Source organism: Streptomyces sp. NPDC046985 (assembly GCF_040644415.1).
In the GTDB taxonomy this organism is placed as follows: domain Bacteria; phylum Actinomycetota; class Actinomycetes; order Streptomycetales; family Streptomycetaceae; genus Streptomyces.
In genome coordinates, this window is record NZ_JBEYWK010000006.1 from 309698 (window position 1) to 335713 (window position 26016).

Genomic DNA, 26016 nt, shown 5'->3' on the forward strand with positions numbered 1-26016 from the left:
TGCTGGGAGGCGTCCGTCCGTCATCGGGGGGTGAGGAGGGACCGTGCTCCGGCAAGGCAGCGGACGAGTTGCACCGGAGCGGCGAGCAGAAGAGCATCGGCGACAACCGATGCGGCGCTGGGCGCCTCCGGCCATTCGACCGGCACACCACGCGTCAGCGGTGCAACTCCCGGCGCGCACACGGCATGGCCGAGGCTGAAGCAGGTCAGCACGGCGGCCTCCCAGTCAGGCCAGGATCCTGACGCGGACGGAGCGGAAGTCGCCTTGGCCGACCAGGCGGACGGACACGCGTGTTCGCCCGTTACGACGTGGGTCTCCATGAGCCCTCCCAGGTCGGCTTTCAAGACTTCGGTACGCACAGTGCGTCCGCTGTCACCTAGTGCACCGGTGATCGAGGGGAGTGAACAGGTCCTTTCCCCGGAACCTCAGCCGCCCTCTTGTCGCCTTTCACCCGCCCTTCTGGACGCCCTCCTCCTCTCACCAGCCTTTTTGTCGACGACTCCGCACAAGAGCTGCCAGTCGACAGTTACGGTGAGCTGACACGAGTGGGTAAGGGGGTATCCGGTGAGCCGCAGCCCGATGAGAGCGTTACGCGAAAGCCGCAACCGGACCCAGGAGAAGGCGGTTGGCGAACTGAACGCCTTGGCGGGACGGCTCGCTGCCGAGGGACGGGTTTCGAGGCGACCCACCTTCACCGTTCGGCAGATGTCGAAATGGGAGAGCGAGTCGAGGCCGCGCCCGTATCCGCATCCGGACACGCGGGTGGTTCTGGAGCTGTACTTCCAGCGGTCGGTCGAAGACCTGGGACTCCACCCGTGTACGGGGGAGGATGCCTCCGGCACCTCGGCTATGGCGGTCGCGACGGCGCTCCCGCTCGTGGAGCACTCGGCCATCGCGGTCCCGCTGCTCGCCGGGGACGATCAGGACCCGCCGCCATGGCTGGCTCAGACGACGACCGACGCGGCCGGGGCTGCGGACTGGAAGATCGCCGAGGACGAGGTAGCGCTTCTGCGGGACGCCGCGGACGACATGGACGCGCAGGACCAGCAATTCGGCGGCAACCGCCTCTGGAGACCCACGCGCGCCCACTTGCTCTGGGTGCACCACATGATCGACCGAGGTATCTACGACGACGAACTTGGCCAGCGACTTCACGCGCTCGCCGGGAAGTTCACCACCAGCCTCGGCTGGTTCAGTTACGACGCCGGCCTGCACACGCAGGCCCGTCAGTATTTCTCCGAGGCCCTGAACGCCGCGATTCTGACCGGGGACGATGTGCTTTCCAGTCGGACCTTGAGCAACATGGCTCGCCAGGCTGTCGACCTGAACAAGGGGCGGGAAGCCATCCGTTTCGCGCGACTCGCGCAGACGCACGCGGGCATGTGGAGCGCGCCGACTCGGGTGTCTGCGCTTCTGGCGATCCGTGAGGCGCAAGGACACGCCCGAGTCGGTGACCACTTCAACTGCGAGTCTGCGATCAAGCGAGCCTGGACGGAGTGGGAGCGGGGAACGGGCGACCGTGACCCCGACTGGACGATGTTCCTCAACGAAGCCGAGTTGGTCTGCCTGGAAGGCATGTGCCGGCTCGACCTCGGCCAGACGGCGCGTGCGAAGACGCTCCTGGCACGCTCCGAGCGGCTTCAGGACGTGGCGCACTCACGCAACCGAGGCATGTGCCTAGGGCGGCTCGCGGCCGCGGCCATCGGCTCCAGAGACATCGACCGGAGCGTCGACGCCACGAAGAAGGCCATTGGGCTGATCCGGACAGCGGGCATTTCTTCCGCGCGAGCAGTGCAGCAGTTGAAGATCGTCCATGACGGACTGGCCCCTCATGACCGCGCCAGCGGGGTGGGGGACCTGCTCGAAGAGCTCCGTGCGATCGTCGCATGATGGAGCAGAGGAGAGATGCAGGCAGTGGATGCGGAGTACCAGCGGTACAACGGGGCTTCGGTCAAGGCAATCACCCATGAACTGGTCGAGGTGTATGCCCGGGTGTATGACACGCCCCCATATATCGGCGACCCTTTCTTCTCCGTCGACTCCTTTCGCCAGCGGCTGGAAGCCGCCTTCGACAGCGAGGGTTTCGAGACGGTGACCGCGAGGAGAAACGGCCAGATCATCGGCTACGTGCACGGTGCGACGCTGGCCGCCGACAAGCCCTGGTGGACCTCCCTCGGGGACAGGAGGCCGAAGCGGCTCCAGACCCTCGCGGACGACGGACAGGTCTTCTGGCTTCGGGAGCTGATGGTTCTCCCCGACCTCCAGAACCAGGGACTCGGCAGGGAGATTCACGACACCGTGCTCACAGGGCGGGCGGAACCCGTCACCACTCTGACGTGCATCACCGACAACCAGCCGGCGCACGATGCCTACCTGCGATGGGGGTATTCAGTGATGGGGGAGATCAAGCACGCCCCCGAGTCGCCGACCTACGACGCGATGTGCCTGATCAGCCCGTGACGACCGGAACGACTATGCGCCGACTTACCGCTCAGCCCGTGCCCCTCCCTGTGGCTGCGAGTCGCCGGGATCGCTTCTCGCCCGACGGCAATGCCCTCTTCGCCTACGGCACGCTCCAGTTCGATTCGGTTCTCGAAGCACTGATCGGCCGGGTACCCCACCACGTGAAGGCGCTGGCGCCAGGTTGGCGTGCGGCCTCTCTGGCCGGGCGCGTCTACCCGGGACTTGTGGCGGCTTCCGGCTCCGCGGCGCCAGGTCTGCTGTTCACCGACCTCAGCAGGAGAGAGTGGGCGATCCTCGACGCCTTCGAGGACGATCGCTACGACCTGCGCGAGGTCGCGTTGGCCTCCGGTGGACACGGGCTCGCCTACGTGTGGCCGGACGGCGACGTATGCGACGAGGGCTGGGCAGCGGAGGAGTTCAGAGCGCGTCACCTCCAGGAGTACGCCGCTCGCTGTGCGCGCATCGCCCCGAGACTGGCCGCCGAAGCCGGCCAGTGAACTGGACCTCGGTCGAGGAGCCCTCAGAGCTTGTCGAACGTCGACCGCGAGTGCAGGCGCCCAGAGCGTGGGATCCGGTCGCGGATTTCAGCCGCTGTGTTTGCGGCGGCGCAGGCCGGAGGCGTGCAGGAGGCGGACCACCTCGCGGCTGCGGATCTCCACCGCGCCGGCCGCCACGGCGTCGGCGTAGCGGTGGGAGGGCAGGTCGTAGTGGTCCCGCTCGAAGGCGCGCGGGGGGACGCCGAGGGCCGCGGCGAACCGGTGCAGCTCGTCGTAGGAGACGTCGCTGACGAGGTGGGACCACATGCGGCCGTGGCCGGGCCAGTGCGGCGGGTCGATGTAGACGGTCATGGGAGGGTCACGGCTCCGGCCGCCCCGGGGTCGCTCACGAGGACGGGTTCCCGCCCATCGCCCCGGCCAGGGCGCCCACCGGCGCCACCGTCACGCCCGCCTCGGAGCAGACCCAGTGCGGGTCGGGACCCAGTTCCGGCAGGACGTCCAGGGCGTGCGGGTCGCCGTGGCGGCACACCGGGCACAGCGGCCAGCGGCCGCGCCGCTCCAGCAGGGCGTCCTGGACGTCCTGCGCGACCAGGCCCGCCACGAACCGCGCGCCTTCCGGCCACTGCTCCACCCACCACCGGCGCTGGGCGACGGCCTCCTCGACCAGCGAGACCACGTCGGCCTCGGCGACCTCGCCCGCGACGAGGTCGGCGAGGACCAGGGCGCGGGCGGCGTGCAGGGCCTGCTCCAGGGGGCCGATGGGATCCATGCCTCCATTGTGCGCACTCTTGACCGGACCCTCGCACAGAAAATATCTTTCATGATGTGACCCAGGACGTGAAGGAAATTTTCGCGAGTGCGCCCGGCCCCGCCTGCGCACCGCCCGCGCCCGCCGCGCTCGCGGCCAAGGTCCGCACCCTCGCGCCCTCGATGACCCGCTCCATGCAGCGCGTCGCCGAGGCGGTGGCGCGCGATCCGGCCGGCTGCGCGGCCCTCACGGTCACCGGCCTCGCCGAGCTGACCGGCACCAGCGAGGCGACCGTCGTGCGCACCGCCCGGCTCCTCGGCTACCCCGGCTATCGCGACCTGCGCCTGGCCCTCGCCGGTCTGGCCGCCCAGCAGCAGTCCGGCCGGGCGCCCGCGATCACCACCGACATCGCGGTGGACGACCCGATCGCCGACGTCGTCGCCAAACTCGCCTACGAGGAGCAGCAGACCCTCGCCGACACCGCCGCCGGACTCGACACCGTTCAGCTCAGCGCGGCCGTCGCCGCCCTCGCCTCCGCCCGCCGCACGGACGTATACGGGATCGGCGCCTCCGGCCTGGTCGCCCAGGACCTCACCCAGAAGCTGCTGCGGATCGGGCTGATAGCCCACGCGCACAGCGACCCGCACCTCGCCGTCACCAACGCCGTCCAGCTCCAGGCGGGCGACGTGGCGATCGCCATCACCCACTCCGGGTCCACCGGCGACGTGATCGAGCCGCTCCGGGTCGCCTTCGAGCGCGGCGCGGCCACCGTCGCCATCACCGGCCGCCCCGACGCGCCCGTCACCCAGTACGCCGACCACGTGCTGACCACCGCGACGTCCCGGGAGAGCGAGCTGCGCCCGGCGGCGATGTCCTCCCGGACCAGTCAACTGCTCGTGATCGACTGCCTGTTCGTCGGAGTCGCGCAGCGGACCTACGAGTCGGCGGCCCCGGCGCTGGCCGCGTCGTACGAGGCCCTGGCCCACCGGCACAGCCCGCGCGGCGCCACCCGGCACGCGTGATCGTGGGTGCGGTGCGGTGCGAGTCGGCGCGGTGCCAGGCGGCGCGGTGTCAGGCGGCGCGATGCGAGTCGGCGCAGTGCCGGTCAGCGCAGTGCCGGTCAGCGCGATGCCAGTCGGCGCAATGCCAATCGGCGCGGTGTCAGTCGGCGCGGTGCCAGTCGGTGCGCGTGACCGTCGCGCGCCGACCGCCCGCGTACGGCGGACGGCGCCCCCGCGCACCGCGTCCCACACCCGCGCGGGCACGGCGTCCCGTACGTCCGAGCTCCACCCCGCGACAGCACAGCGCACCCGCGCATCCGCGCACCGCACGCCCGAGTCCGCCCCCGCCACGCCGCCGCACCGGCAACCACCGCACAGGTCGCCTGACCACCGCACCCGCACACCCCGCACACTGCACCCCGCACCGCCCGAAGCCCGGAGAGAGCCGTTCTGATGACCTCCACGTCCCCCTCCCGTGACCTGCGCGCCGCACTGGAGTCGCTCACGACCGAGGCGTTCCGCCCCGAGCTGGCCGAGATCGACCGGCTGCCCACGCTGGAGATCGCGCGGCTGATGAACGCCGAGGACGCCACCGTGCCCGCCGCCGTCGCCGAGCGACTGCCGCAGATCGCCGCCGCGATCGACGCCGTGGCCGAGCGGATGGCGGGCGGCGGCCGGCTGGTCTACGCGGGCGCGGGCACGGCGGGACGGCTCGGCGTGCTGGACGCCTCGGAGTGCCCGCCCACGTTCGCCACGGCCCCCGGCCAGGTCATCGGCCTGATCGCGGGCGGCCCGGAGGCGATGGTGACCTCCGTGGAGGGCGCGGAGGACTCGCCGAAGCTGGCCGCGGAGGCGCTGGACGCCCTCGCGCTCACCCCCGAGGACACGGTGGTCGGCGTCTCCGCCTCCGGCCGCACCCCCTACGCGATCGGCGCGGTGCGGCACGCCCGCGCCCTCGGCGCGCTCACCGTCGGCCTCGCCTGCAACGCGGACAGCGCGCTGGCCGCCGCCGCCGAGCACGGCATCGAGATCGTCACCGGCCCCGAACTGCTCACCGGCTCCACCCGGCTGAAGGCGGGCACCGCCCAGAAGCTGGTGCTCAACATGATCTCGACGATCACGATGATCCGCCTCGGCAAGACCTACGGGAACCTGATGGTCGACGTGCGCGCCTCGAACGAGAAGCTGCGCGCCCGCTCCCGCCGGATCGTCGCGCTGGCCACGGGAGCGCCGGACGACGAGATCGAACGCGCCCTCACGGCCACGGACGGCGAGGTGAAGCACGCCATCCTGACCCTGCTGGCCGACGTGGACGCGGCCACCGCGGCGAGCCTGCTGCACGCCAGCGACGGCCGGCTGCGCGCGGCCCTGGAGCGGACCCGCGGCTGATCGCGCCGGTGTCCGCCCCCCGGGGACACCCCCTACGCTGGAGGGGTGATGAACCACGCCCAGGTCACCGCGCTCGGCCGGGCTCTCCGGCTGCTCGGTGAGCACGGTGAGGCGCTGACCGCCGACACGCCCGACGCCCGGCTGCACGAGGTCAGGGGCGATCTCCGGCGCGCGCTGGACCTCCTGGAGGAGAGCGTCGGCGCCACGGCCCCGGCCACCCGCTGCCCGGAGCATCCGAACGGGCCGGTCGACGACAGCGCGCCCGACCGCTGCCTGCTGTGCGAGACGCGGCGGCGCGCGGCCCGCCGTTCCGAGCTGAACGGGTCCTCCCCCTACGGCCGCCCCGGCGGCGCCTCGGCCGCCTTCCCCGCCGCGTCCCGCTACGGCGTGCGCGAGGACCGGCCGCAGCCGCAGCAGCGGTGGCTGCCGGAGCAGTGGACCGGACGGGAGTGGCAGCTCTGCGGCACCCCGCGCCGGGACCGGCGCGAGGCGGAGCTGTTCCTCGCCGCCCAGCGGCGCGGCCCGCACGCCGCGATGGCCTACCGGCTCGTGCACGAGTTCACCGACTACGAGGTGGTGCGCGTCTGGGGCACCCCGGTCCGCGTGGACATCGAGCCCATGGGCAACATGTAGCCCCCGGACGGCGGGAGAACCACCGTCCCCCTCGGCCAGCCCGGCACGATCCCGGGCCCGGCACGCCCCAAGCCAGTCCGGCCCGGCCCGAGGCCGTCCGAGCAGCCCGGCACGCACCAAGCCAGTCCGGCCCGGACCCGAGGCCGTCCGAGCAGCCCGGCACGCCCCGGTCCTGTCTCTCTCCCGCCCGGCGCGCCATGCCGCGCCCCGCCGCCTCGGGGCGGGGTCGCGAGGGCGTGCCCCTCCCCGGGCGGACGGCGGACCGCCCGCCACACGAGAACGGCAGGTCGGCCGCCCCCGATCAGGGGCGGCCGACCTGCCGCTGTGGGCGCCGGGGCTGCTCCACGGTGCGTCTCTCCGCAAGACGCCCAATCGGATCAGCTCAGGGTCTTCAGCGCCTCCGCGTCGTAGGGCGCCAGCTCGTCGGTGCGGTCGCCCAGGACCTTCGCGGCCCAGTCGGGGTCCTGAAGCAGCGCGCGGCCCACGGCGACCATGTCGAACTCGTCGCGCTCCAGGCGGTCCAGCAGGTTGTCGAGGCTGCCGACCGGGGCGCCCTCTCCCTGGAACGACTTGAGGAAGTCGCCGTCCAGGCCGACCGAGCCGACGGTGATGACCTGCTTGCCCGTCAGCTTCTTCGTCCATCCCGCGAGGTTGAGGTCGGAGTCCTCGAACTCCGGGGACCAGTAGCGGCGGGTGGAGGCGTGGAAGACGTCCACTCCGGCCGCCGCGAGCGGGGCCAGCAGCGCCTCCAGCTCCTGCGGGGTCTCGGCCAGACGGGCGTCGTACGCCTCCTGCTTCCACTGCGAGTAGCGGAAGACGACCGGGAACTCGGGCGAGACGGCCTCGCGGACCGCCGCCACGATCTCCGCGGCGAACTGCGTCCGGGCCACCGCGTCGCCGCCGTAGACGTCGGTACGGCGGTTGGTGCCCGCCCAGAGGAACTGGTCCAGGAGGTAGCCGTGGGCGCCGTGCAGCTCCACGCCGTCGAAGCCGATGCGCTCCGCCGCCGCGGCGGCCTCGGCGAAGGCGCCGATCACGTCGTCCACGTCGGTCTGGGTCATCGCCTGGCCCTCGCCCTCGACGCCGGTCACGCGCAGGCCGGAGGGGCCGACCGGCGGCGCGTCCGGGAACGGGCCCCGGCCCGCCTGGCGGACCATGCCGATGTGCCAGAGCTGCGGCATGATCGTGCCGCCCGCCGCGTGCACGGCCTCTGCCACCTTCGCCCAGCCGGCGAGCTGCTCCTCGCCGTGGAACCGCGGCACCCGGGTGCTGTCACCGGCCGAGGCGTGCCCGACGTAGGTGCCCTCGGTGACGATCAGGCCGACGCCCGCGGCGGCCCGGCGGGCGTAGTACGACTGCACGTCCTCGCCCGGGACGCCGCCCGGGGAGAACATCCGGGTCATCGGGGCCATCGCGATCCGGTTGGGGACGGTCAGGCCGTTGAGGGCGACCGGGCGGGACAGGAGCCGGGCCGCGCGGGAGGCGGACCCGGCTCCGGTCTCGGAGGCGGTGACGGTCATTCGGGAACTCCTCGCAGAGGGAAGACGGGAATCGGCGGACGGTTCTGGATACCGGCAGGTATGTGCACGCGCATGAAGCGCCCGCACCGGGCGTCAACCACACCGACCGCCCCGGCATTCCCCCGCCGGACCCCCCTGACCGCGGCGGCATTCCCTCGCCGGACCACCCCGCCCACCGCGACATTCCGCCGCCCCGGCATTCCCCCGCCGAGCTGCCCCGCGCTCTCCGGCATTCCCCCGCCGAGCCGCCCCCGCCACTCTGGCAAGGCGCCGCCGAGCTGCCCCACGCTCTCTGGCATTCCCCCGCCGAGCTGCCTCGACCTCTCCGGCATTCCCCCGCCGAGCGACCCCGACCTCTCCGCATTCCCCCGCCGAGCCACCCCCGCCCCTCTGGCATGGCACGGCCGAGCTGCCCCACCTCGCTCACAATGCGCCGCCAGGCTGCCCCGCCCCCGCCGCGAATTCCCCCGCACAAACGCGCCCGAGGGCGGCGCCCCCTGTCTGGCAGGGGGCGCCGCCCTCGGGTCGAAGGACGGTCGATCAACCGGAAACCGGTCGATCAGAAGTCCATGTCACCGCCCGGCATGCCGCCGCCGGCCGGCGCGGCGGCCTTCTCCGGCTTGTCGGCGATGACGGCCTCGGTGGTGAGGAACAGCGCGGCGATGGAGGCGGCGTTCTGCAGCGCGGAACGGGTCACCTTCGCCGGGTCGATGATGCCTTCGGCAATCATGTCGACGTACTCGCCGGTCGCGGCGTTCAGGCCGTTGCCGACGGGCAGGCCGCGCACCTTCTCGACCACGACGCCGCCCTCGAGGCCGCCGTTGACGGCGATCTGCTTGAGCGGGGCCTCCAGCGCGAGCTTCACGGCGTTGGCGCCGGTCGCCTCGTCGCCTTCCAGCTCCAGCTTCTCGAAGACCTGGCCGGCCTGGAGCAGGGCCACGCCGCCGCCGGCGACGATGCCCTCCTCGACGGCCGCCTTGGCGTTGCGCACGGCGTCCTCGATGCGGTGCTTGCGCTCCTTCAGCTCCACCTCGGTGGCGGCGCCGGCCTTGATCACCGCGACACCGCCGGCGAGCTTGGCCAGACGCTCCTGGAGCTTCTCGCGGTCGTAGTCGGAGTCGCTGTTCTCGATCTCGGCGCGGATCTGGTTCACCCGGCCGCCCACCTGCTCCGAGGAGCCGGCGCCGTCGACGATGGTGGTCTCGTCCTTGGTGATGACCACCTTGCGGGCCTTGCCCAGCAGGTCGAGGGTGGCGTTCTCCAGCTTGAGACCGACCTCCTCGGAGATGACCTCGCCGCCGGTGAGAATGGCGATGTCGCCGAGCATGGCCTTGCGGCGGTCGCCGAAGCCCGGGGCCTTGACGGCGACGGACTTGAAGGTGCCGCGGATCTTGTTGACGACCAGGGTCGACAGGGCCTCGCCCTCGACGTCCTCGGCGATGATCAGCAGCGGCTTGCCCGACTGCATGACCTTCTCCAGGAGCGGGAGCAGGTCCTTGACCGAGGAGACCTTGGAGTTGGCGATGAGGATGTACGGGTCCTCGAGCACCGCCTCCATGCGCTCCATGTCGGTCGCGAAGTAGGCGGAGATGTAACCCTTGTCGAAGCGCATGCCCTCGGTGAGCTCAAGCTCGAGACCGAAGGTCTGCGACTCCTCGACGGTGATGACGCCTTCCTTGCCGACCTTGTCCATCGCCTCGGCGATCAGCTCGCCGATCTGGGTGTCGGCGGCGGAGATGGAGGCCGTGGAGGCGATCTGCTCCTTGGTCTCGACCTCCTTCGCCTGGTCGAGCAGGGCGGCGGAGACGGCCTCGACGGCGCGCTCGATGCCGCGCTTGAGGGCCATCGGGTTGGCGCCGGCGGCTACGTTGCGCAGGCCCTCCTTGACCAGGGCCTGGGCGAGCACGGTCGCGGTGGTCGTACCGTCGCCGGCGACGTCGTCCGTCTTCTTGGCGACTTCCTTGACCAGCTCGGCGCCGATCTTCTCGTACGGGTCCTCGAGCTCGATCTCCTTGGCGATGGAGACACCGTCGTTGGTGATCGTGGGGGCGCCCCACTTCTTCTCGAGGACGACGTTGCGGCCCTTGGGGCCGAGGGTCACCTTGACGGCGTCCGCGAGCTGGTTCATGCCGCGCTCGAGGCCGCGCCGCGCCTCCTCGTCGAACGCGATGATCTTGGCCATGTGAAGTGGTCCCTCCAGGACTGGGGGTGATTCCTTCGGACCGCGCCCGCGCCCGCGACGGACGGCTCGCCGGCCTCGTGGTTCCTTGCCCCACCCGGCCTGCGGGCCTCACCGACCCGGTCCTCGTTGTCACTCTCACCTTCAGAGTGCTAACGCAATGATTAGCACTCGGCCCCTTCGAGTGCAAGCGCCTTCGAGGGTCCGGCGGCGGGCCGCGCCGAAGGGCCCGCGCCTTACGGGGACGTCCGCGCCCGGACACGCCGAAGGGCCCGCGCCTCCCGGGGAGGTGCGGGCCCTTCGGCCGTAGAACGCTTGCGGTGGTCGCGCGATTCAGGCAGTGACACGGACCATGTCGGCCTGCGGGCCCTTCTGGCCCTGCGAGATCTCGAACTCGACCCGTTGCCCCTCTTCCAGCGAGCGGTAGCCGTCCATCTGGATCGCGCTGTAGTGGACGAAGACGTCCGCACCACCGTCGACCGCGATGAAGCCGTACCCCTTCTCCGCGTTGAACCACTTGACGGTGCCCTGAGCCATGCCTAACTCCCCTATTACTGGCCCTTGCACAGATCCGCACTTCGCGGACCCGGGTCAGACCTCACCCCCCGTGGACGGGGGCGTGCGCCGGAACGCGTCGACCGCGGCTGAATGTATCTGTCCAACTGCCGTCTGCAACAGGTCAGTTGGACGAGAATTCTGGACGGGCGAGGTCCGGAATGTACCGAGAATTCATCTCGATGCAGGGCAAGTCGGGCCGCTCAGAAACGGCAAATGCCGCGAAATACCCGCCTACTTTGGCTACTTCTCATCGGCGGGCGGCAGAAAACCGGAGTATTCCGATCCGTTGACCGGGGTCGCGTTCCCCAACTGTACCGCGCTCAATCACACAGAACGGCCCCCTCCGCTTCTCTCGCGGAGAGGGCCGTCCGAAGAACGGCGGGTATCAGAAGTTACCCAGGGTAATGCTCAGCCGCCGGCGACCGCCGGAATGATCGACACGCCCGCGCCGTCCGGGGTGGCCGCCTCCAGGCCGCCCTCGAAGCGGACGTCGTCGTCGTTGACGTAGACGTTGACGAAGCGGCGCAGCTTGCCCTGGTCGTCCAGGACGCGTCCGGCGATGCCCGTGTGGTTGCTCTCCAGGTCGGAGATGACCTCGGCGAGGGTCGCGCCCTCGGCGCTCACCTCGGCCCGACCGCCGGTGTAGGTGCGCAGGATGGTCGGGATGCGAACGGTCACGCTCATGCGAGGCCAGCCTCTCGGAAGGAGTCCAGGGTCGGGCGGATGGCGGCGGTCGGTCCGGCGCCGGCCACCGCGTCCAGGGTCTTCAGGCCGTCGCCGGTGTTGAGGACGACGGTGGTCTTCGCCGGGTCGAGCACGCCGGCCTCGATCAGCTTCCTGGTGACGCCGACGGTCACGCCGCCCGCCGTCTCCGCGAAGACGCCCTCGGTGCGGGCCAGCAGCGTGATCGCGTCGACGATCTGCTCGTCCGTCACGTCCTCCACCGCGCCGCCGGTGCGGCGGGCGACGTCCAGCACGTAGGGGCCGTCGGCCGGGTTGCCGATGGCGAGGGACTTGGCGATGGTGTCCGGCTTCTGCGGGCGCACCGTGTCGTGCCCTGCCTTGTACGCGGCGGACACCGGCGAGCAGCCCTCGGCCTGGGCGCCGAAGATCTTGTACGGCCGGTCCTCGACCAGCCCGAGCGCGATCAGCTCCCGCAGTCCCTTGTCGATCTTGGTGAGCTGCGAGCCGGAGGCGATCGGCACCACGAGCTGGTCCGGGAGCCGCCAGCCGAGCTGCTCGCAGATCTCGTACGCCAGCGTCTTGGAGCCCTCGGCGTAGTACGGCCGCAAGTTGACGTTGACGAAGCCCCAGCCCTCGCCGGCCGGGTCGCCGATCAGCTCGGAGCAGAAACGGTTCACGTCGTCGTACGTGCCCTCGATGGCGACGAGTTCGCCGCCGTAGACCGCGGCCATGACGACCTTGCCCTGCTCCAGGTCGTGCGGGATGAACACGCAACTGCGCAGTCCGGCGCGGGCGGCGGCGGCGCCGACCGCGCCGGCCAGGTTGCCGGTGGAGGAGCAGGACAGGGTGGTGAAGCCGAAGGCGCGGGCGGCCTCCAGGGCCTGGGCGACCACGCGGTCCTTGAAGGAGTGCGTGGGGTTGCCGGAGTCGTCCTTCACGAACAGGCCGCCGGTCACGCCCAGCTCGCGCGCCAGATTGTCGGCCTTGACGAGCCTGGTCCAGCCGGGGTTGAGGTTGGGCTTCTCAGCCACGTCCGCGGGGACCGGCAGCAGCGGCGCGTAGCGCCAGATGTTCGCGGGGCCCGCCTCGATGGCCGCGCGCAGCTCCTCGGTGTCGTAGGAGGAGAAGTCGTAGGCGATCTCCAGCGGGCCGAAACACTCCTCGCAGGCGAAGACCGGCCCGAGGGGGACGCGGCGCCCGCACTCGCGGCAGCTCAGGGCGGCGGCGGGGCCGAGGTCGACGGCGGGGGCGGAGGTACTGCTCGCAATGGTCTGCACAGCCATGGAGGCGAGGCCCTTTCTCCTCATCTTCCTCACGACGCATCTCGCCGTGAGACGGATTTGGCACCTTCCCTAGCCGGGAGCCTCGCGTGGAAACGAACGAGACCGGCTGGAGGGTTGCCGGGGCTTCATCGGGCCGTGTCCCTCTGCCCCTCTGGATGAGCGGTATTCGGTTGTCGATCGCGTGCCGATCGGGCGCGGGCGACCCCGGCATGCGGGGGTGACGCGCCTTGTTCAAGACTGTAACCGAAGGCCAGGACAGCGGAGACGGTCGTCCGAACCGCGAGACGGCCGCATGATCAGCGGATCCGGAAGCGTTCTGGAGTGAGGAGCGGTCCACCGTGCTGGAAGAAGTCGAGCGCTGGCTCAGGACGCGCTCATGGTCCGTGGCCGATCGCCCGCCGCACGAACTGCTGGCCGCCAAGCGCGCGAGCGGCTGCACGGTCAGCGTGGTGCTGCCCGCGCTGAACGAGGAGGCGACGGTGGGGGACATCGTCGCCGCGATCCGCCGCGACCTGACCGGGCGCACGCCGCTGGTCGACGAGATCGTGGTCGTCGACTCCGGCTCCGCCGACCGCACCGCCGAGGTCGCCGCCGCGGCGGGCGCGCGGGTGGTCCACCGCGACAGCATCCTGCCGCGCATCCCGGCGGTGCCCGGCAAGGGCGAGGTGCTGTGGCGCTCGCTGCTGGTCACCCGCGGGGACGTGGTCTGCTTCGTGGACGCCGACCTGCGGGAGTTCTCCTCCGACTTCGTCACCGGGATCGTCGGCCCGCTGCTCACCGACCCGGACGTGCAGTTGGTCAAGGCCATGTACGACCGCCCGCTCGCGATGTCCGGCGCCGCCCCGGCGGCCGGGCAGGGCGGCCGGGTCACCGAGCTGATGGCGCGGCCGCTGCTCAACCTGCACTGGCCGCGGCTCGCCGGGTTCGTGCAGCCGCTGGGCGGCGAGTACGCGGCCCGCCGCTCGCTGCTGGAGCAGCTTCCCTTCCCCGTCGGCTACGGCGTGGAACTGGGCATGCTGGTGGACGCGCTGCACCTGGTCGGCCTGGACGCGCTGGCGCAGGTCGACGTGGGGGTGCGCCTGCACCGGCACCAGGACGGGCAGGCGCTGGGCCGGATGGCCGCCGCGATCTACCGCACCGCCCAGTTGCGCCTGGCCCGCGGGCACCTGATCCGGCCCAGCCTCACCCAGTTCGAGCGGGGCGAGGACGGCTTCGAGCCGCGCACGTACTCGGTGGACACCGAGGAGCGGCCGCCGATGACCGAGATCGCGGAGTACGCCGCCCGCAGGGTGGCGTGAGGGTGCAGTCGCCCGCGGGGGCGTGAGGGGGGCTCGCGAGGGGCGTGAGGGCGGTCGCCCGCAGGGGGCCGTGAAGGGGGCGCCCGCAGGGGGCGCCCGGGGGCCCGGTCACCAGGTGGCGTGAAGGGGCGGACGGGTGGCCGGAAACGCGCCGGAGGGGCGGCCGTCGTGTGCGCCCGCCTGGCTACGAAGCGGAACCGTACGTTTGAGCGTTTCGGGGCTGGGCTAGGTTGAGTTCCATGGCTTCAACGCACGCTGCCGAGGTGCTGGTCGCGTCCAATCGCGGTCCGGTTTCGTACCAGGTGGACGAGGAGGGCTCGCTCCATGCCAGGCGCGGAGGCGGAGGACTGGTCTCCGGTCTGTCCGCGATCGGGCCGGAGGCGGGGGCGGTGTGGGTGTGCGCCGCGCTCGGCGACGCCGACCGGGAGGCGGCCCGCCGCTACGGCGACGGCCGGCGGCTGCCCGCCGAGGACACCGGCGGCCAGCGGGTCCGGATGCTCGACATCGCCCCGGACGTCTTCGCCGACGCCTACAACGGCATCGCCAACTCGGTGCTGTGGTTCGTCCACCACATGCTCTACCAGACGCCCCTCGAACCCGTCTTCGACGCGGAGTTCCGCCGCCAGTGGGCCTCGTACGAGGCGTACAACCGCGCCTTCGCGCAGGCGCTGGCCGAGGAGGCGGCCGAGGGCGCGGCCGTGGTGGTGCAGGACTACCACCTGACGCTGGTGCCGGGCATGCTGCGCGACCTCCGGCCCGACCTGCGCATCGGGCACTTCTCGCACACCCCGTGGGCGCCGGCGGACTACTTCCGGATGCTCCCCGACGACGTCGCCGAGCAGGTGCTGCGCGGCATGCTGGGCGCGGACCGGCTCGGCTTCCTCACCGAGCGGTGGGCGCGGGCGTTCGCCGGGTGCTGCGAGACGCTGCCGGGCGGGGTCGGGGACACCGAGATCGGGGTGCACGGGCTGGGCGCGGACGCCGACTTCCTGCGGGAGCGGTCCCAGCGGGCCGACGTGTCCGAGCGGATGGCGGCGCTGCGCGAGGAGATCGGCGCCGCGCCGGACGGCGGGCCGCGCCGGGCGATCGTCCGGGTGGACCGCACGGAGCTGTCGAAGAACATCGTGCGCGGGCTGCTGGCGTACCGGCGGCTCCTGGAGGACCGGCCCGAGTGGCGCGAGCGGGTGGTGCACGTCGCGTTCGCCTACCCCTCCCGGCAGGACCTGGAGGTCTACCGGACGTACACCGCGCGGGTGCGGGAACTGGCCGAGGAGATCAACGCGGAGTACGGGACGCCCGGGTGGAAGCCGGTCCTGCTGCACGTGGAGGACGACTTCGCCAGGTCGCTGGCGGCGTACCGGATCGCGGACGTGGCGCTGGTCAACCCCATCCGGGACGGGATGAACCTGGTCGCCAAGGAGGTGCCGGTCGTCTCCGACGCGGGGTGTGCGCTGGTGCTCTCCCGCGAGGCGGGGGCCTTCGCGGAGCTGGGCGAGGACGCGGTGGCGGTGAACCCGTACGACGTGGTGGGCACGGCGCGGGCCCTGCACGAGGCGCTGAGCATGCCGGGCGCCGAACGGGCCGAGCGGACCAAGCGCCTGGCCGCGGCGGCCACCGCCCTGCCGCCGTCCCAGTGGTTCCTGGACCAGCTACGGCGACTGGAGCGGCTGAACGGCTGAGCCGCTGAGGCTGAGCGGCTGAACGGGTGACCCGGGCTCGCCGCCGGGCGGCGGCGGTGCGCGGGCCGGGTCAGTCGGACAGGCGGGCCGTCAGGGTCTTCAGGAGGTCGACTACGCCTGCCGGGCCCGCCACGACCAGGTCGGCGCGCTCGGACAGTTCCGTGACCTCCGCGCTGCCGCTGCACACGAGGACGCCGGGCACGCCCTCGGAGCGGAGTTCGTCGACCGCGGCGAAGGCGGGCAGGTCGCCGAGGTCGTCGCCCGCGTAGAGGACGCTGGACGCGCCGAGGCCGCGCAGGTGCTCCTTCAGGGCGACGCCCTTGTCCATGCCCGGCGGCCGCAGTTCCAGGACCATGCGGCCCGGCTCGACGATCAGGCCGTGCCGGGCGGCCAGGTCCGCGAGCGGTGCGCGCAGCGCCTCGAAGGCGGCCTGCGGGTCGGCGGCCCGGCGGGTGTGCACCGCCAGCGAGCGGCCCTTCTCCTCGGTCCACGTGCCCGGCCCGGCGCCGACGCGTTCCAGGAGGCCCGGCAGCTCGGCGCGGACGGCGGCCACGCCGGGGTCAGGGGCCGGGGCGGTGACCGCGCCTGTGGCGGCGTCCCAGCGCTCGGCGCCGTAGTGGCCGAGGACGACGAGGCGTTCCAGGCCCGGCACGCCCGCGAAGCCGCCGTTCCGGACCGCGACGTCGGCCGGACGGCCGGTGACGACCACGACGGCGGCGACCTTCGGGGCGAGCGCGGCCAGCGCGGGCACCGCCTCCGGGTGCGCCCGCGCCTGGTCGGGGTCCGGCACGATCGGGGCGAGCGTGCCGTCGAAGTCGAGCGCGATCACCGCCTTCTCCGGGCGCGCGAGCAGGGCGTCGAGCCCGTCCCGCCCGGCCTGCGTGACCGACGGACCGATCTGACGGTCCTGCCCGTCGTCGGCGCTGTCCTGAAGATCCTGGCGGTCCTGCACGCCCTGCCTTTCATGCCTGTCATGCCTGTCGTGGCTGTCATGGCTGCCCATACGGCGAACCTATCCGCCCGGGGCGGTGCGCACTCCTCGGCGGCCGCGCCTCAGCGTTCAGTGCGGCGGGCGTGGCGCACCCTGCGCAGGCGGTTGACCGTCACCGGGTCGTGGGCCAGGGCGCGGGTGTCGTCGAGGAGGGCGTTGAGGAGCTGGTAGTACCGGACCGGGGACAGGCCCAGCTCCTCGCGCACGGCGCGCTCCTTCGCGCCCGGACCGGTGAAGCCCCGGCGCTCCAGCGCGAGGATGTCCCGCTCCCGGCGCCCGAGCCCGCCGACGCCGTCAACGCCGCCGGAGGCTTCAGCCCCGTCAGCGTCGTCTGCGCCGCCGGAGACGTCAGCGTCGTCTGCGCCGTCGGGGGCGACACCGCCCTCGGAGGCGACAGCGCCGCGAGCGCCCTCAGAGGCGTCTGCGCCGTCGGTCCCGTCGTCAGCCTCGGCGGCGGGCACGATGCTGTCCGCACCGTCGGGAGTGTCGGCGTCCGCGTCCATACCCGCACCGTAGCCCCCGCCGCCGACAGCGGCGCCGCCGGAGGGCGGACGGGCCGCCGCGGCCGGGGCACGGCGCCGGCGGCACCGGCGGCACCGGCGGCACCGGCGCCGGATCAGTCCGCGCTGTGCCCGCTCGGTTCCCTGCGACACGACAGGTCTCACCACGTGAGTGGACTAGACCTCTTAAGGGTCCCCGGGCCACACTGTTCTGCGTGAGACACGTCATCGCTCTCGATGTGGGCGGCACCGGGATGAAGGCCGCGCTGGTCGGCGCGGACGGCGGCCTCCTGCACCAGGCGCGCCGGGCGACCGGACGCGAGCGCGGACCCGGCGCCGTCGTCGAGGGCATCCTCGACTTCGCCGCCGAGCTGCGCGCCTGGGGCCTGGAGCGCTTCGGCGAGCCGGCCGCCGCGGCGGGCGTCGCCGTGCCCGGCATCGTCGACGAGGAGCGGGGCGTCGCCGCCTACGCGGCCAACCTCGGCTGGCGCGACGTGCCGCTGCGCGACCTGCTCGCCGCCCGCCTCGGCGCCCCCGTCGCCCTCGGCCACGACGTGCGCACCGGCGGACTCGCCGAGGGCCGCCTCGGCGCGGGCCGGGGCGCCGACCGGTTCCTGTTCGTGCCGCTGGGCACCGGGATCGCGGGCGCCATCGGCATCGACGGCCGGGTGGAGGCGGGCGCGCACGGCTTCGCCGGTGAGATCGGCCATATCGTCGTACGGCCCGGCGGCGCCCCCTGCCCGTGCGGGCAGCGCGGCTGCCTGGAGCGCTACGCGTCCGCCTCGGCGGTCAGCGAGGCGTGGGCCGGGGCGTGCGGGGACGCGGAGGCGGACGCGGCGGACTGCGCCAAGGCGGTGGAGTCCGGGGACGCGGCCGCGCGGGCGGTGTGGCAGGAGGCGGTGGACGCGCTCGCCGACGGGCTGGTCACCGCGCTCACCCTGCTGGACCCCGGCGCCCTGATCGTCGGCGGCGGGCTGGCCGGGGCGGGCGAGACCCTGTTCGCCCCGCTGCGCGAGGCGGTCCGCCGCCGGGTCACCTTCCAGAGACTTCCCCCGATCGTCCCCGCGGCGCTCGGGGACACCGCCGGATGCCTGGGCGCGGGTCTCCTCGCCTGGGACCTGCTCGCCGCTCCCGCGGCGCCCACCACGCCCCTGACGCACACGACGCCCACGACGCCCACGACGCCCACGACGCCCACGACTTCCCGGAGGTAGCCAGCCGATGGCCCCCAGCAAGGTTCTCACCGGAGCCCGGGTGGTGCTGCCCACCGGGATCGCGGACGGCGGCCGCGTGGCCGTCGACGGCACGCGGATCGCCGAGACCGCACCGCCCGGCGCCGAGACCGTCGACGTCAGCGGGCACTGGCTGGTCCCCGGCTTCGTCGACCTGCACAACCACGGCGGCGGCGGCGCCTCCTTCTCCGGCTCCGCCGAGGACGCGCTGACCGCCGTACGGGCCCATCGCCGCCGGGGCGCCACCACCGTGGTCGCCTCGACCGTCACCGACGACCTGGACGTCCTGGCCCGCCAGGCCGGGCTGCTGTCGGAGCTGGCCGAGCAGGGCGAGATCGCGGGCGTCCACTTCGAGGGGCCGTTCATCTCGCCGTGCCGCAAGGGCGCCCACTCCGAGGCGCTGCTGCGCCACCCCGATCCGGCCGAGGTGCGCAAGCTGCTCGACGCGGCCCGCGGGCACGCGAAGATGATGACGCTGGCCACCGAGCTGCCCGGCGGCGTCGAGTCCGTACGGCTGCTCGTCGAGCACGGCGTGATCGCGGCCGTCGGGCACACCGACGCCAGCTACGAGCAGACGGCCGAGGCGATCGACGCCGGGGCCACCGTCGCCACCCACCTGTTCAACGCGATGCCGCCGCTCGGCCACCGCGCGCCCGGCCCGATCGCCGCCCTGCTGGAGGACGAGCGGGTCACCGTCGAGCTGATCAACGACGGCGTGCACCTGCACCCGGCCGCCCTGGAGCTGGCGTTCCACCGCGCGGGCGCCGCCCGGGTCGCCTTCATCACCGACGCCATGGACGCCGCCGGGAGCGGCGACGGCCGCTACCTGCTCGGCCCGCTGGAGGTCGAGGTCGCCGACGGGGTGGCCCGGCTGGTCGAGGGCGGTTCGATCGCGGGCTCCACGCTCACCCTGGACCGGGCCTTCAGGCGGGCGGTGACCGTGGACCGGCTGCCGGTGCCGGACGCGGTCGCCGCGCTGTCGGCCAACCCGGCCCGGCTGCTCGGCCTGGACGACCGGGTGGGCTCCCTGGAGCCCGGCAAGGACGCCGACCTGGTGCTGCTGGACGAGGACTTCGTCCTCAAGGGCGTGATGCGGCGCGGTGCCTGGGTGGTCGATCCGCACCTGGGCTGATCCGTCCGGCCGCGCCCCGGGCGGGCCGCCCTCCGGACGGACGCATGAGCCGGTCCGGGGGGGGTGGGCGGCGCCCCGTCTGTTTGGCATGATCGAAGCCCGGCGACCGACCGACCGTCCGGGACTCCGTGACGCGCGCGGCAGCGACGCGCGCGACAGCAGACGCCCGGGGAGGCCGGCCCTCGTGATCCTCACGGTCACCCTGAACACCGCTCTCGACGTCACCTACCGGGTGCCGTCCCTGCGGCCGCACGCCTCGCACCGGGTGACCGGGGTGACCGAGCGGCCCGGCGGCAAGGGCGTCAACGTGGCGCGGGTCCTCGCGGCCCTCGGACATCCGGTGACGGTGACCGGCTTCGTGGGCGGCGCCGCCGGACGCGAGCTGCGCGACCGGCTCGCCGCGCAGCCCGGCGTGGTGGACGCGCTGGTCCCGGTGTCCGGCGCGACCCGGCGCACCGTCGCGGTCGTGGACGAGCGCACCGGCGACACCACCCAGCTCAACGAGCCGGGCCCGCACGTCTCCCCCGCCGAGTGGGCCGCCTTCCAGAGCGCCTACGGGGACCTACTCGGCTCGGTGTCGGCGGTGGCGCTGTGCGGCAGCCTGCCGCCCGGCCTGCCGGTGGGGGCCTACGCGGGTCTGGTGCGCGCGGCGCGCGCCGCGGGCGTGCCCGTGCTGCTGGACACCGGCGGGGAGGCGCTGCGGCGGGGGGTGGCGGCCCGCCCCGACGTCGTCAAGCCGAACGCCGACGAGCTGGCCGAGCTGACCGGCTCGCACGACCCGCTGCGGGGCGCCCAGGACGCGCGCCGCCGCGGCGCCCGCGCGGTGGTCGCCTCGCTCGGCGCGCAGGGCCTGCTCGCCCACACGGCCGAGGGCCTGTGGCGGGCCGCGCCGCCCGAACGGGTCCGGGGCAACCCGACCGGGGCCGGTGACTCGGCGGTGGCGGGCCTGCTCTCCGGCCTGGTGGAACGGCTCCCCTGGCCGGACCGCCTGGCCCGCGCGACGGCGCTGTCCGCCGCGACGGTCCTGTCCCCGGCGGCCGGCGAGTTCGACGCCGCCGCCTACCCGGAGCTGCTGGCCCGAGTGGCGGTGACGGGCGAGGCCAGCGCGGCGTGACGGGCGGCGCGGCCGGGCGGGCGACGCGGCCGGCCGGGCGGGCGGCGCGGCTTCGGCTGCCTACGCGGCCCGGGGGCCGACGCGGTCTTACGGCCGCCGTCTCCCGGCAGGCCGACGTCTCACGCACGGCCGGGCGGGCGGCACGGCCGGGCGGCGCGACTTCGGCTGCCGACGCGGTCTTACGGTCGCCGTCTCACGCCCGGCCGCCGTCTCCCGGCAGGCCGCCGTCTCACACCCGGCCGCCGTCTCACACCCGATCGCCGTCTCAGGCCCGATCGCCGTCTCACACCCGGCCGCCGTCTCACACCCGGCCGCCGTCTCAGGCCCGATCGCCGTTTCCCGGCAGGCCGCCGTCTTACGGTCGCCGGAATCCCGTCCGGTCGGCGCCGCGGTCAGCCGTCGGACTTGCCCCAGCCCTTGGCCAGCCAGAGCTGGTCGAGGTTGGCGTCGCACTGGTCGCCCTGCTCGCAGGAGACCTTGAGCGTGTTCGTGCCCTTGTTGAGCCGGACGTAGTTGTAGGTCTTCGTCCAGCCCTTGGAGTAGTCGCCCGCGGGGGCGTTCGCCCAGTTCTTGAGCTTGACGGGCGTGGCGGTCGGCGTGCCGTTCACCGAGAGGGTGGCGACGCCGTCCTTGCCGGGCACGCCGTAGCCGACGTACAGGGTGTACTTGCCGTCCTCCGGGATGCCGTCGACGGTCCAGGTGACCGAGGCGCCGACGTTGTTGAAGTTCGACACGTAGACGCCGCCGTCCGCTTGGGCGCCCTGGACGTCGGACGCGAGAGCGGCGCCGCCGCCCAGCAGAAGCGCCTTGGCGTCGATCTTCGGCAGCGCGCCGTCGCTGGAGACGCTGCTGGTCGCCGAGGGGCTCGGCTGGCTGCTCGCGCCGACCGTCGGCGCCGGGCCGCCCGCGTGGTCCTTGTCCTTGCCGCCGGACTTGCCGCCCGTCATGGCGACGGCGATGCCGACCACCACCGCGGCGACCACCGCGACGGCGCCGATCAGCAGGCCCTTGGTGTTGGGGCCGCGGCGGCCGCTCCCGCCGGCGCTCCGGCTCTGCTGCCGGGACGGCTGGGGGCCGCTCGGCAGGGTCTGGGAGGCGGCGGCGTGGTGCGCGGTCTGCTGGCCGTACGCGCTCTGCTGCTGCGGCACCTGGCCGTAGGCCGCGGTGGGGGCCTGCTGGGTCTGCTGGCCGTACTGACGCTGGCCGACGGCGCGGACCCGGTTGACCGAGCCGGGGTAGCCGTAGCCGCCGGAGGGCGGCTGGGCTCCGTTGGCCTGACCGTCGGCGTACAGGTAGCCGAACGGGTCGTCGTCCTCGGGCGTGCTCGCGCCGCTGTTGCCGGGCGTCATCCCTTGGTACTCCCTCACAGGTGCGGGTCGGGTGCGGTACGTCGTGACGTCGTGAGAATCGCGAGCCTACCCGCTTCGCGGGGGCCGCTGCGGTGACTCACGCCGCGTCAACGCGCTGACCTGCGGATCATCCCGCGCGACGATGCTGTTTGGGACGAGATCGTTTCTCGACGTACATACGCTCGTCAGCGGACTTGAGCACTTCGTCCGCCGTCATCCCGCAGTGCGCCCACCCGATGCCGAAGCTGGCGCCCACCCGGACGGCGCGGCCCTCGGCGCGGATCGGCTGGATGATCTCGTTGCGCAGCCGCACGGCGAGGTCCTCGGCGTCGGCCCGGCCGAGGCCGTCGGCGAGGATCACGAACTCGTCGCCGCCGAGCCGGGCGACCGTGTCCCCGTCGCGCACCCCGTTGGACAGCCGGCGGGCCACCTCGATGAGGACCGCGTCGCCCGCGTTGTGCCCGAACCGGTCGTTGATCGACTTGAAGCCGTCGAGGTCGCAGAAGAGGACCGCGAGTCCCTTCGCGCCGTCGTCCCGGTCGCCCTCCGGGGCGACGGTGTGCACATGGTGGTCGTAGTCGTAGGCGTCGTAGCCGTCGAAGGCGCCGCGGGCGTCGTGGGCGCCCTGGCCGGCCGCGAAGTCGAAGCCGTGGTCGCCTGCGTCGAAGGCCGGGTGGCCGTAGGCCGCGTCCAGCGTGCCGAGGGCTTCGGCGGCCGCGGACTGCGGGCGGTGGCAGAGCCGGGAGGAGAGGCGGGCGCGCAGCTCGGCGGAGTTCGGCAGCCCGGTGAGGGAGTCGTGCGAGGCGCGGTGGGCGAGGTGCAGCTCGCGGCGCTTGCGGTCCTCGATGTCCTCGACGTGGGTGAGCAGGAAGCGCGGGCCGTCGGCGGCGTCCGCGACGACCGAGTTGCGCAGCGAGACCCAGACGTAGCTGCCGTCGCGCCGGGTCAGCCGCAGCTCGGCCCGGCCGCCCTCGGCGGAGGTGCGCAGCAGGGTGCCGACGTCCTCGGGGTGGACCAGGTCGGAGAAGGAGTAGCGGCGCATCGCGGAGGCCGGGCGGCCGAGCAGCCGGCACAGCGCGTCGTTGGTGCGCAGGACCCGGCCGTGCTGGTCGCCGCCCATCTCGGCGATGGCCATGCCGGAGGGGGCGTACTCGAACGCCTGCCGGAAGCTCTCCTCGCTGGCCCGCAGCGCCTGCTGCTCGCGCTCCAGGCGGACCAGGGCGCGCTGCATGTTGGCGCGCAGCCGGGCGTTGCTGATCGCTATGGCCGCCTGGAACGCGTACACCTGCAACGCCTCGCGGCCCCACGCGCCCGGTCGGCGGCCGTTGCGCGGGCGGTCCACGGAGAGCACGCCGAGCAGTTCGCCGGAGCCGCCGGGCGGCGAGCCGGGCGCGTACATGGGGGCGAAGAGCCGGTCGGAGGGGTGCCACTCGTCCTCGAAGCGGGGGGCGGGCCCGTCCGTGTACCACTGCGGGACGTCGTCGTCGTCGAGGACCCAGCCGTCGGCGTGGGATATGAAGACCAGGTCGCCCCACTGCTCGCCCATGACCAGCCGGCGCTCCCAGGACGTGCGGGAGCCGACCCGGCCGGTGATCAGGGCCTCGGCGGCGGGGTTGCCGGAGAAGGCGGCGACCACGAGGTCTCCGTCGGGGCACACGAGGTTGACGCACGCCAGCTCGTAGCCGAGGCCGGCGACGACGCCGTCGGCGACGGTCTGGAGTGTGTCCGCCAGGCTCCGCGCGGTGTTCATGTCCGCCATGACCTGGTGCAGTCGCCGCAGGGTGGCAAGGCGGACGTAGGGCTCCGACTCGGTCTCCATGCTCGCCCTCCCCCCAGACCTCGCAGTACGTCAAAGGGTGCTCATCGGCGTATCGTTCCGTGCGGTCTCCGCCACTGAATCACAGCGCGAAGCCCACTCGGTACACAGGGTCAACAATTCTGCCCTCTTGTGACTCAAGTCACAGCGGAACGTGAGCGATTGAGTGGAGTTTCCGTGTGTTCCCCGTGCGTTCACCGCACGAAGACGTTCCGGACGCGCGGACATGCAGCGCAGGCGGGCCGTCGGCCGCCTGGAGCGCACTCTCCGCCGCCGGTCCCGGCACGCGGCGCCAGGACCCGCTCGCGGGGGCGTCCTCTCGAGCCTCGGCCCCGTTGGGACCGGTGGGGGTGCGGGGGCCCGCTCGCGGGGGCGTCCTGGTCCCGCGGTCCTAGGGCCGGATCGGGCGGGGGGCCGATGCGGCCGCGGCGGGGCGGCACCTAGCGTGGAGCACGTGCCGAACACTCCGCCCGCGCGGTCCGCCGCCGCGCTCCCGCCCGCCTCCCCGACCGCCCTCGCCGCCTTTGGGCATGCTGAGGGGGTGACCGACGACGAGTTCCGCGCCGCCATGTCCCGGCTGGCCGCGGGCGTGGTCCTGGTGACCGCGCAGGAACCGCCCCTGGACCCGGAGGACCCGCTGGCGCCGGCCGGCGAGGACGTGGGCATGACCGCCACGTCCTTCATGTCGGTGTCCCTGGACCCGCCGCTGGTCCTCGTCGGCGTGCGCGAGGGCTCCCGCATGGACGACCTGCTCGCCGAACAGCCCCTGTGGGCGGTGTCCGTGCTGGGCGAGAGCCAGCGCCAGATCGCGGGCCGCTTCTCCATGAAGGGCCGCATCAGCGACCGCCTGCTGTTCGCGGACCTCTCCTGCGCGCGCGGCGAGGTCTCCGGCGCTCCCCTGGTGGAGGGCGCCCTGGCCTCCCTGGAGCTGCGCACCGAGCAGCGGGTGCGGGCGGGCGACCACACCCTGGTCGTCGGCCGCGTCCTCGCCGCCCGCCTGCCCAGCACGGAGGGCGGCCCGCTGACGTACTTCCGGGGACGCTACCGGCACTTGGGCTGAGGGGACGGCAGGCCGTCGGGCGCGGGGGGGGGCGCTTCCACCTTGAGGCGAGGGGCCTGCCTCCCCTTGAGGCGCGGGGCCTGCCTTCCCTTGAGGCGCGGGGCCGCGTCCCCTTGAAGCGACGGGCCTGCCTTCCCTTCAGGCTGCGGGCCCGTCTCTCCTCAAGGCGCGGGGCCTGCCTCTTCACAAGGCGCGGGCCCCCTGAAGGTGCGCCCTTAAAACGGTGGCCGGACGCCCCCGCACCGCCTACCGTGCGCGGATGACGTCCGCCGACACCGCCCGTGCGCCCCGCCTGGAGGCGATCACCGCCGCGAACCTCGACGCCGCGCTCGGCGTGCGGATCCGCCCCGACCAGGAGCACGCCGTCGCGCCGGTCGTGAAGTCCCTCGCCGAGGCGTACGTCCACCCCGGCGCCGCGTGGCCGCGCCTGATCGTCGACGACGGGCGCCCCGTGGGCTTCCTCATGGCGTTCCTCGACATCGACTGGCGCCAGGACGGCGGCAGCGTGCTCCGCTCCGGCCTGTGGCGGCTGAACATCGCGGCCGGGGAGCAGCGCCGCGGATACGGGCGGTTCGCCGTCGCGGCGGTCGCCGCGGAGATCCGCCGCCGGGGCGGCCGGGAGATGTACGTGACCTGGCACCCGGGCGCGGACGGCCCGGAGGGCTTCTACCGGGGGCTCGGCTTCCGCACCGACGGCGAGACGAGCGGCGGGCAGACGGTCGGCGTGCTTGACCTGGAGCCTCGCACGGGGGGCGCCGGGGTCTAACGAGACGGATCCCAGGCCGTGGGTGCCAGCCAGGGTCCCTTGCATGTTCGACGTCTGTCCGGATTCATTCGGTGATGCCGAGGGCGGCCAGGGGTCTTCGCCAGTCGCGGGCGGTGTGGCGTAG

General features: G+C 73.3%; 24 protein-coding genes and 1 riboswitch. Of the genes, 13 read left to right on the forward strand and 11 right to left on the reverse strand.

Annotated features, from left to right (window positions below; translation table 11 throughout):
- Positions 1-564: 564 nt before the first annotated feature.
- Genes ABZ861_RS10610 through ABZ861_RS10620 form a run of 3 tightly spaced genes read left to right on the forward strand, consistent with a single transcriptional unit; the run spans position 565 to position 2960 of the window.
- Complete coding sequence (locus ABZ861_RS10610) at positions 565-1890, forward strand: hypothetical protein (protein ID WP_361626928.1); 1326 nt, start codon at positions 565-567, stop codon at positions 1888-1890.
- A 15-nt stretch (positions 1891-1905) separates the two neighbouring features.
- Entirely contained in the window at positions 1906-2460 is a 555-nt protein-coding gene (locus tag ABZ861_RS10615) for a GNAT family N-acetyltransferase (protein ID WP_361626931.1), read from the forward strand.
- Between the two features lie 38 nt (positions 2461-2498).
- Positions 2499-2960, forward strand: a complete 462-nt coding sequence (locus ABZ861_RS10620) for a gamma-glutamylcyclotransferase family protein (RefSeq protein WP_361626934.1) — start codon at positions 2499-2501, stop codon at positions 2958-2960.
- Between the two features lie 87 nt (positions 2961-3047).
- On the opposite strand, the gene ABZ861_RS10625 is transcribed toward ABZ861_RS10620, so the two are convergent.
- On the reverse strand, positions 3048-3311 hold the full coding sequence (locus ABZ861_RS10625) for a DUF4031 domain-containing protein (RefSeq protein ID WP_361626937.1): 264 nt from the start codon (positions 3309-3311) through the stop codon (positions 3048-3050).
- Between the two features lie 34 nt (positions 3312-3345).
- A complete protein-coding gene (locus ABZ861_RS10630) occupies positions 3346-3729 on the reverse strand; it encodes a hypothetical protein (protein ID WP_361626940.1) in 384 nt (127 codons plus the stop codon).
- Between the two features lie 56 nt (positions 3730-3785).
- Between ABZ861_RS10630 and ABZ861_RS10635 the strand changes: the two genes are divergently transcribed.
- The 3 genes from ABZ861_RS10635 (at position 3786) to ABZ861_RS10645 (ending at position 6731) form a co-directional block, all read left to right on the forward strand.
- On the forward strand, positions 3786-4730 hold the full coding sequence (locus ABZ861_RS10635; RefSeq protein WP_361626943.1) for a MurR/RpiR family transcriptional regulator: 945 nt from the start codon (positions 3786-3788) through the stop codon (positions 4728-4730).
- Between the two features lie 432 nt (positions 4731-5162).
- Positions 5163-6098, forward strand: coding sequence for an N-acetylmuramic acid 6-phosphate etherase (gene murQ / locus ABZ861_RS10640; protein WP_361626946.1), 936 nt, complete (start codon positions 5163-5165; stop codon positions 6096-6098).
- A gap of 48 nt (positions 6099-6146) precedes the next feature.
- On the forward strand, positions 6147-6731 hold the full coding sequence (locus tag ABZ861_RS10645; RefSeq protein WP_361626949.1) for a hypothetical protein: 585 nt from the start codon (positions 6147-6149) through the stop codon (positions 6729-6731).
- A gap of 377 nt (positions 6732-7108) precedes the next feature.
- On the opposite strand, the gene ABZ861_RS10650 is transcribed toward ABZ861_RS10645, so the two are convergent.
- The 5 genes from ABZ861_RS10650 to thrC all read right to left on the reverse strand — a co-directional run bounded on the left by ABZ861_RS10650 (position 7109) and on the right by thrC (position 12955).
- Complete coding sequence (locus ABZ861_RS10650) at positions 7109-8251, reverse strand: NADH:flavin oxidoreductase (protein ID WP_361626952.1); 1143 nt, start codon at positions 8249-8251, stop codon at positions 7109-7111.
- A gap of 559 nt (positions 8252-8810) precedes the next feature.
- Entirely contained in the window at positions 8811-10433 is a 1623-nt protein-coding gene (groL, locus tag ABZ861_RS10655) for a chaperonin GroEL (RefSeq protein ID WP_361626955.1), read from the reverse strand.
- Positions 10434-10763: 330 nt separating this feature from the next.
- Positions 10764-10967, reverse strand: a complete 204-nt coding sequence (locus tag ABZ861_RS10660; RefSeq protein WP_009189266.1) for a cold-shock protein — start codon at positions 10965-10967, stop codon at positions 10764-10766.
- Positions 10968-11396: 429 nt separating this feature from the next.
- Positions 11397-11672 carry a MoaD/ThiS family protein gene (locus ABZ861_RS10665; RefSeq protein ID WP_361626958.1) on the reverse strand — a complete coding sequence of 92 codons (276 nt, stop codon included), beginning with the start codon at positions 11670-11672 and terminating at the stop codon, positions 11397-11399.
- The gene (thrC, locus tag ABZ861_RS10670) at positions 11669-12955 is read right to left on the reverse strand and encodes a threonine synthase (protein WP_361626961.1); all 1287 of its coding nucleotides are present in this window, start codon (positions 12953-12955) and stop codon (positions 11669-11671) included. The genes ABZ861_RS10665 and thrC overlap by 4 nt, the downstream gene beginning before the upstream one ends.
- A 17-nt stretch (positions 12956-12972) precedes the next feature.
- Positions 12973-13117, reverse strand: a riboswitch (SAM riboswitch).
- Positions 13118-13293: 176 nt separating this feature from the next.
- Between thrC and ABZ861_RS10675 the strand changes: the two genes are divergently transcribed.
- Positions 13294-14253 carry a glucosyl-3-phosphoglycerate synthase gene (locus ABZ861_RS10675; protein ID WP_361626964.1) on the forward strand — a complete coding sequence of 320 codons (960 nt, stop codon included), beginning with the start codon at positions 13294-13296 and terminating at the stop codon, positions 14251-14253.
- Positions 14254-14492: 239 nt separating this feature from the next.
- Entirely contained in the window at positions 14493-15932 is a 1440-nt protein-coding gene (locus ABZ861_RS10680; protein WP_361626967.1) for a trehalose-6-phosphate synthase, read from the forward strand.
- Between the two features lie 70 nt (positions 15933-16002).
- Here ABZ861_RS10680 and otsB read toward each other — a convergent pair whose 3' ends face one another.
- Together otsB and ABZ861_RS10690 are read right to left on the reverse strand one after the other, a co-directional pair.
- Positions 16003-16935 carry a trehalose-phosphatase gene (gene otsB / locus ABZ861_RS10685; RefSeq protein ID WP_361626970.1) on the reverse strand — a complete coding sequence of 311 codons (933 nt, stop codon included), beginning with the start codon at positions 16933-16935 and terminating at the stop codon, positions 16003-16005.
- Positions 16936-16985: 50 nt separating this feature from the next.
- Entirely contained in the window at positions 16986-17426 is a 441-nt protein-coding gene (locus ABZ861_RS10690) for a DUF3263 domain-containing protein (protein WP_361626973.1), read from the reverse strand.
- Positions 17427-17638: 212 nt separating this feature from the next.
- Here ABZ861_RS10690 and ABZ861_RS10695 point away from each other — a divergent pair, with 212 nt between their 5' ends.
- From ABZ861_RS10695 to ABZ861_RS10705, 3 genes are all read left to right on the forward strand, one after another.
- Positions 17639-18637 (forward strand): ROK family protein, encoded by a 999-nt coding sequence (locus ABZ861_RS10695; protein ID WP_361626976.1) that lies wholly within the window; start codon positions 17639-17641, stop codon positions 18635-18637.
- 7 nt (positions 18638-18644) lie between these two features.
- A complete protein-coding gene (gene nagA / locus ABZ861_RS10700; protein WP_361626979.1) occupies positions 18645-19787 on the forward strand; it encodes an N-acetylglucosamine-6-phosphate deacetylase in 1143 nt (380 codons plus the stop codon).
- A gap of 184 nt (positions 19788-19971) precedes the next feature.
- Positions 19972-20901, forward strand: coding sequence for a 1-phosphofructokinase family hexose kinase (locus ABZ861_RS10705; protein ID WP_361626982.1), 930 nt, complete (start codon positions 19972-19974; stop codon positions 20899-20901).
- A gap of 392 nt (positions 20902-21293) precedes the next feature.
- On the opposite strand, the gene ABZ861_RS10710 is transcribed toward ABZ861_RS10705, so the two are convergent.
- Together ABZ861_RS10710 and cdgB are read right to left on the reverse strand one after the other, a co-directional pair.
- Positions 21294-22250: a carbohydrate-binding protein gene (locus ABZ861_RS10710; protein ID WP_361626985.1), complete on the reverse strand. Its 957-nt coding sequence runs from the start codon at positions 22248-22250 to the stop codon at positions 21294-21296.
- Positions 22251-22377: 127 nt separating this feature from the next.
- Positions 22378-24069: a diguanylate cyclase CdgB gene (cdgB, locus tag ABZ861_RS10715; RefSeq protein ID WP_361626988.1), complete on the reverse strand. Its 1692-nt coding sequence runs from the start codon at positions 24067-24069 to the stop codon at positions 22378-22380.
- A gap of 451 nt (positions 24070-24520) precedes the next feature.
- Here cdgB and ABZ861_RS10720 point away from each other — a divergent pair, with 451 nt between their 5' ends.
- Positions 24521-25126, forward strand: coding sequence for a flavin reductase family protein (locus ABZ861_RS10720; protein WP_361626991.1), 606 nt, complete (start codon positions 24521-24523; stop codon positions 25124-25126).
- A gap of 259 nt (positions 25127-25385) precedes the next feature.
- The gene (locus ABZ861_RS10725; RefSeq protein ID WP_361626994.1) at positions 25386-25892 is read left to right on the forward strand and encodes a GNAT family N-acetyltransferase; all 507 of its coding nucleotides are present in this window, start codon (positions 25386-25388) and stop codon (positions 25890-25892) included.
- Positions 25893-26016: the final 124 nt, after the last annotated feature.

Coding starts and splice junctions, on each gene's coding strand:
- ABZ861_RS10615 (WP_361626931.1), top strand. CDS start 1,906: ATGCAGGCAGTGGATGCGGAGTACCAGCGGTACAACGGGGCTTCGGTC.
- ABZ861_RS10625 (WP_361626937.1), bottom strand. CDS start 3,311: ATGACCGTCTACATCGACCCGCCGCACTGGCCCGGCCACGGCCGCATG.
- ABZ861_RS10630 (WP_361626940.1), bottom strand. CDS start 3,729: ATGGATCCCATCGGCCCCCTGGAGCAGGCCCTGCACGCCGCCCGCGCC.
- murQ (WP_361626946.1), top strand. CDS start 5,163: ATGACCTCCACGTCCCCCTCCCGTGACCTGCGCGCCGCACTGGAGTCG.
- ABZ861_RS10645 (WP_361626949.1), top strand. CDS start 6,147: ATGAACCACGCCCAGGTCACCGCGCTCGGCCGGGCTCTCCGGCTGCTC.
- ABZ861_RS10650 (WP_361626952.1), bottom strand. CDS start 8,251: ATGACCGTCACCGCCTCCGAGACCGGAGCCGGGTCCGCCTCCCGCGCG.
- groL (WP_361626955.1), bottom strand. CDS start 10,433: ATGGCCAAGATCATCGCGTTCGACGAGGAGGCGCGGCGCGGCCTCGAG.
- ABZ861_RS10660 (WP_009189266.1), bottom strand. CDS start 10,967: ATGGCTCAGGGCACCGTCAAGTGGTTCAACGCGGAGAAGGGGTACGGC.
- ABZ861_RS10665 (WP_361626958.1), bottom strand. CDS start 11,672: ATGAGCGTGACCGTTCGCATCCCGACCATCCTGCGCACCTACACCGGC.
- thrC (WP_361626961.1), bottom strand. CDS start 12,955: ATGGCTGTGCAGACCATTGCGAGCAGTACCTCCGCCCCCGCCGTCGAC.
- ABZ861_RS10680 (WP_361626967.1), top strand. CDS start 14,493: ATGGCTTCAACGCACGCTGCCGAGGTGCTGGTCGCGTCCAATCGCGGT.
- otsB (WP_361626970.1), bottom strand. CDS start 16,935: ATGGGCAGCCATGACAGCCACGACAGGCATGACAGGCATGAAAGGCAG.
- ABZ861_RS10690 (WP_361626973.1), bottom strand. CDS start 17,426: ATGGACGCGGACGCCGACACTCCCGACGGTGCGGACAGCATCGTGCCC.
- nagA (WP_361626979.1), top strand. CDS start 18,645: ATGGCCCCCAGCAAGGTTCTCACCGGAGCCCGGGTGGTGCTGCCCACC.
- ABZ861_RS10710 (WP_361626985.1), bottom strand. CDS start 22,250: ATGACGCCCGGCAACAGCGGCGCGAGCACGCCCGAGGACGACGACCCG.
- cdgB (WP_361626988.1), bottom strand. CDS start 24,069: ATGGAGACCGAGTCGGAGCCCTACGTCCGCCTTGCCACCCTGCGGCGA.
- ABZ861_RS10725 (WP_361626994.1), top strand. CDS start 25,386: ATGACGTCCGCCGACACCGCCCGTGCGCCCCGCCTGGAGGCGATCACC.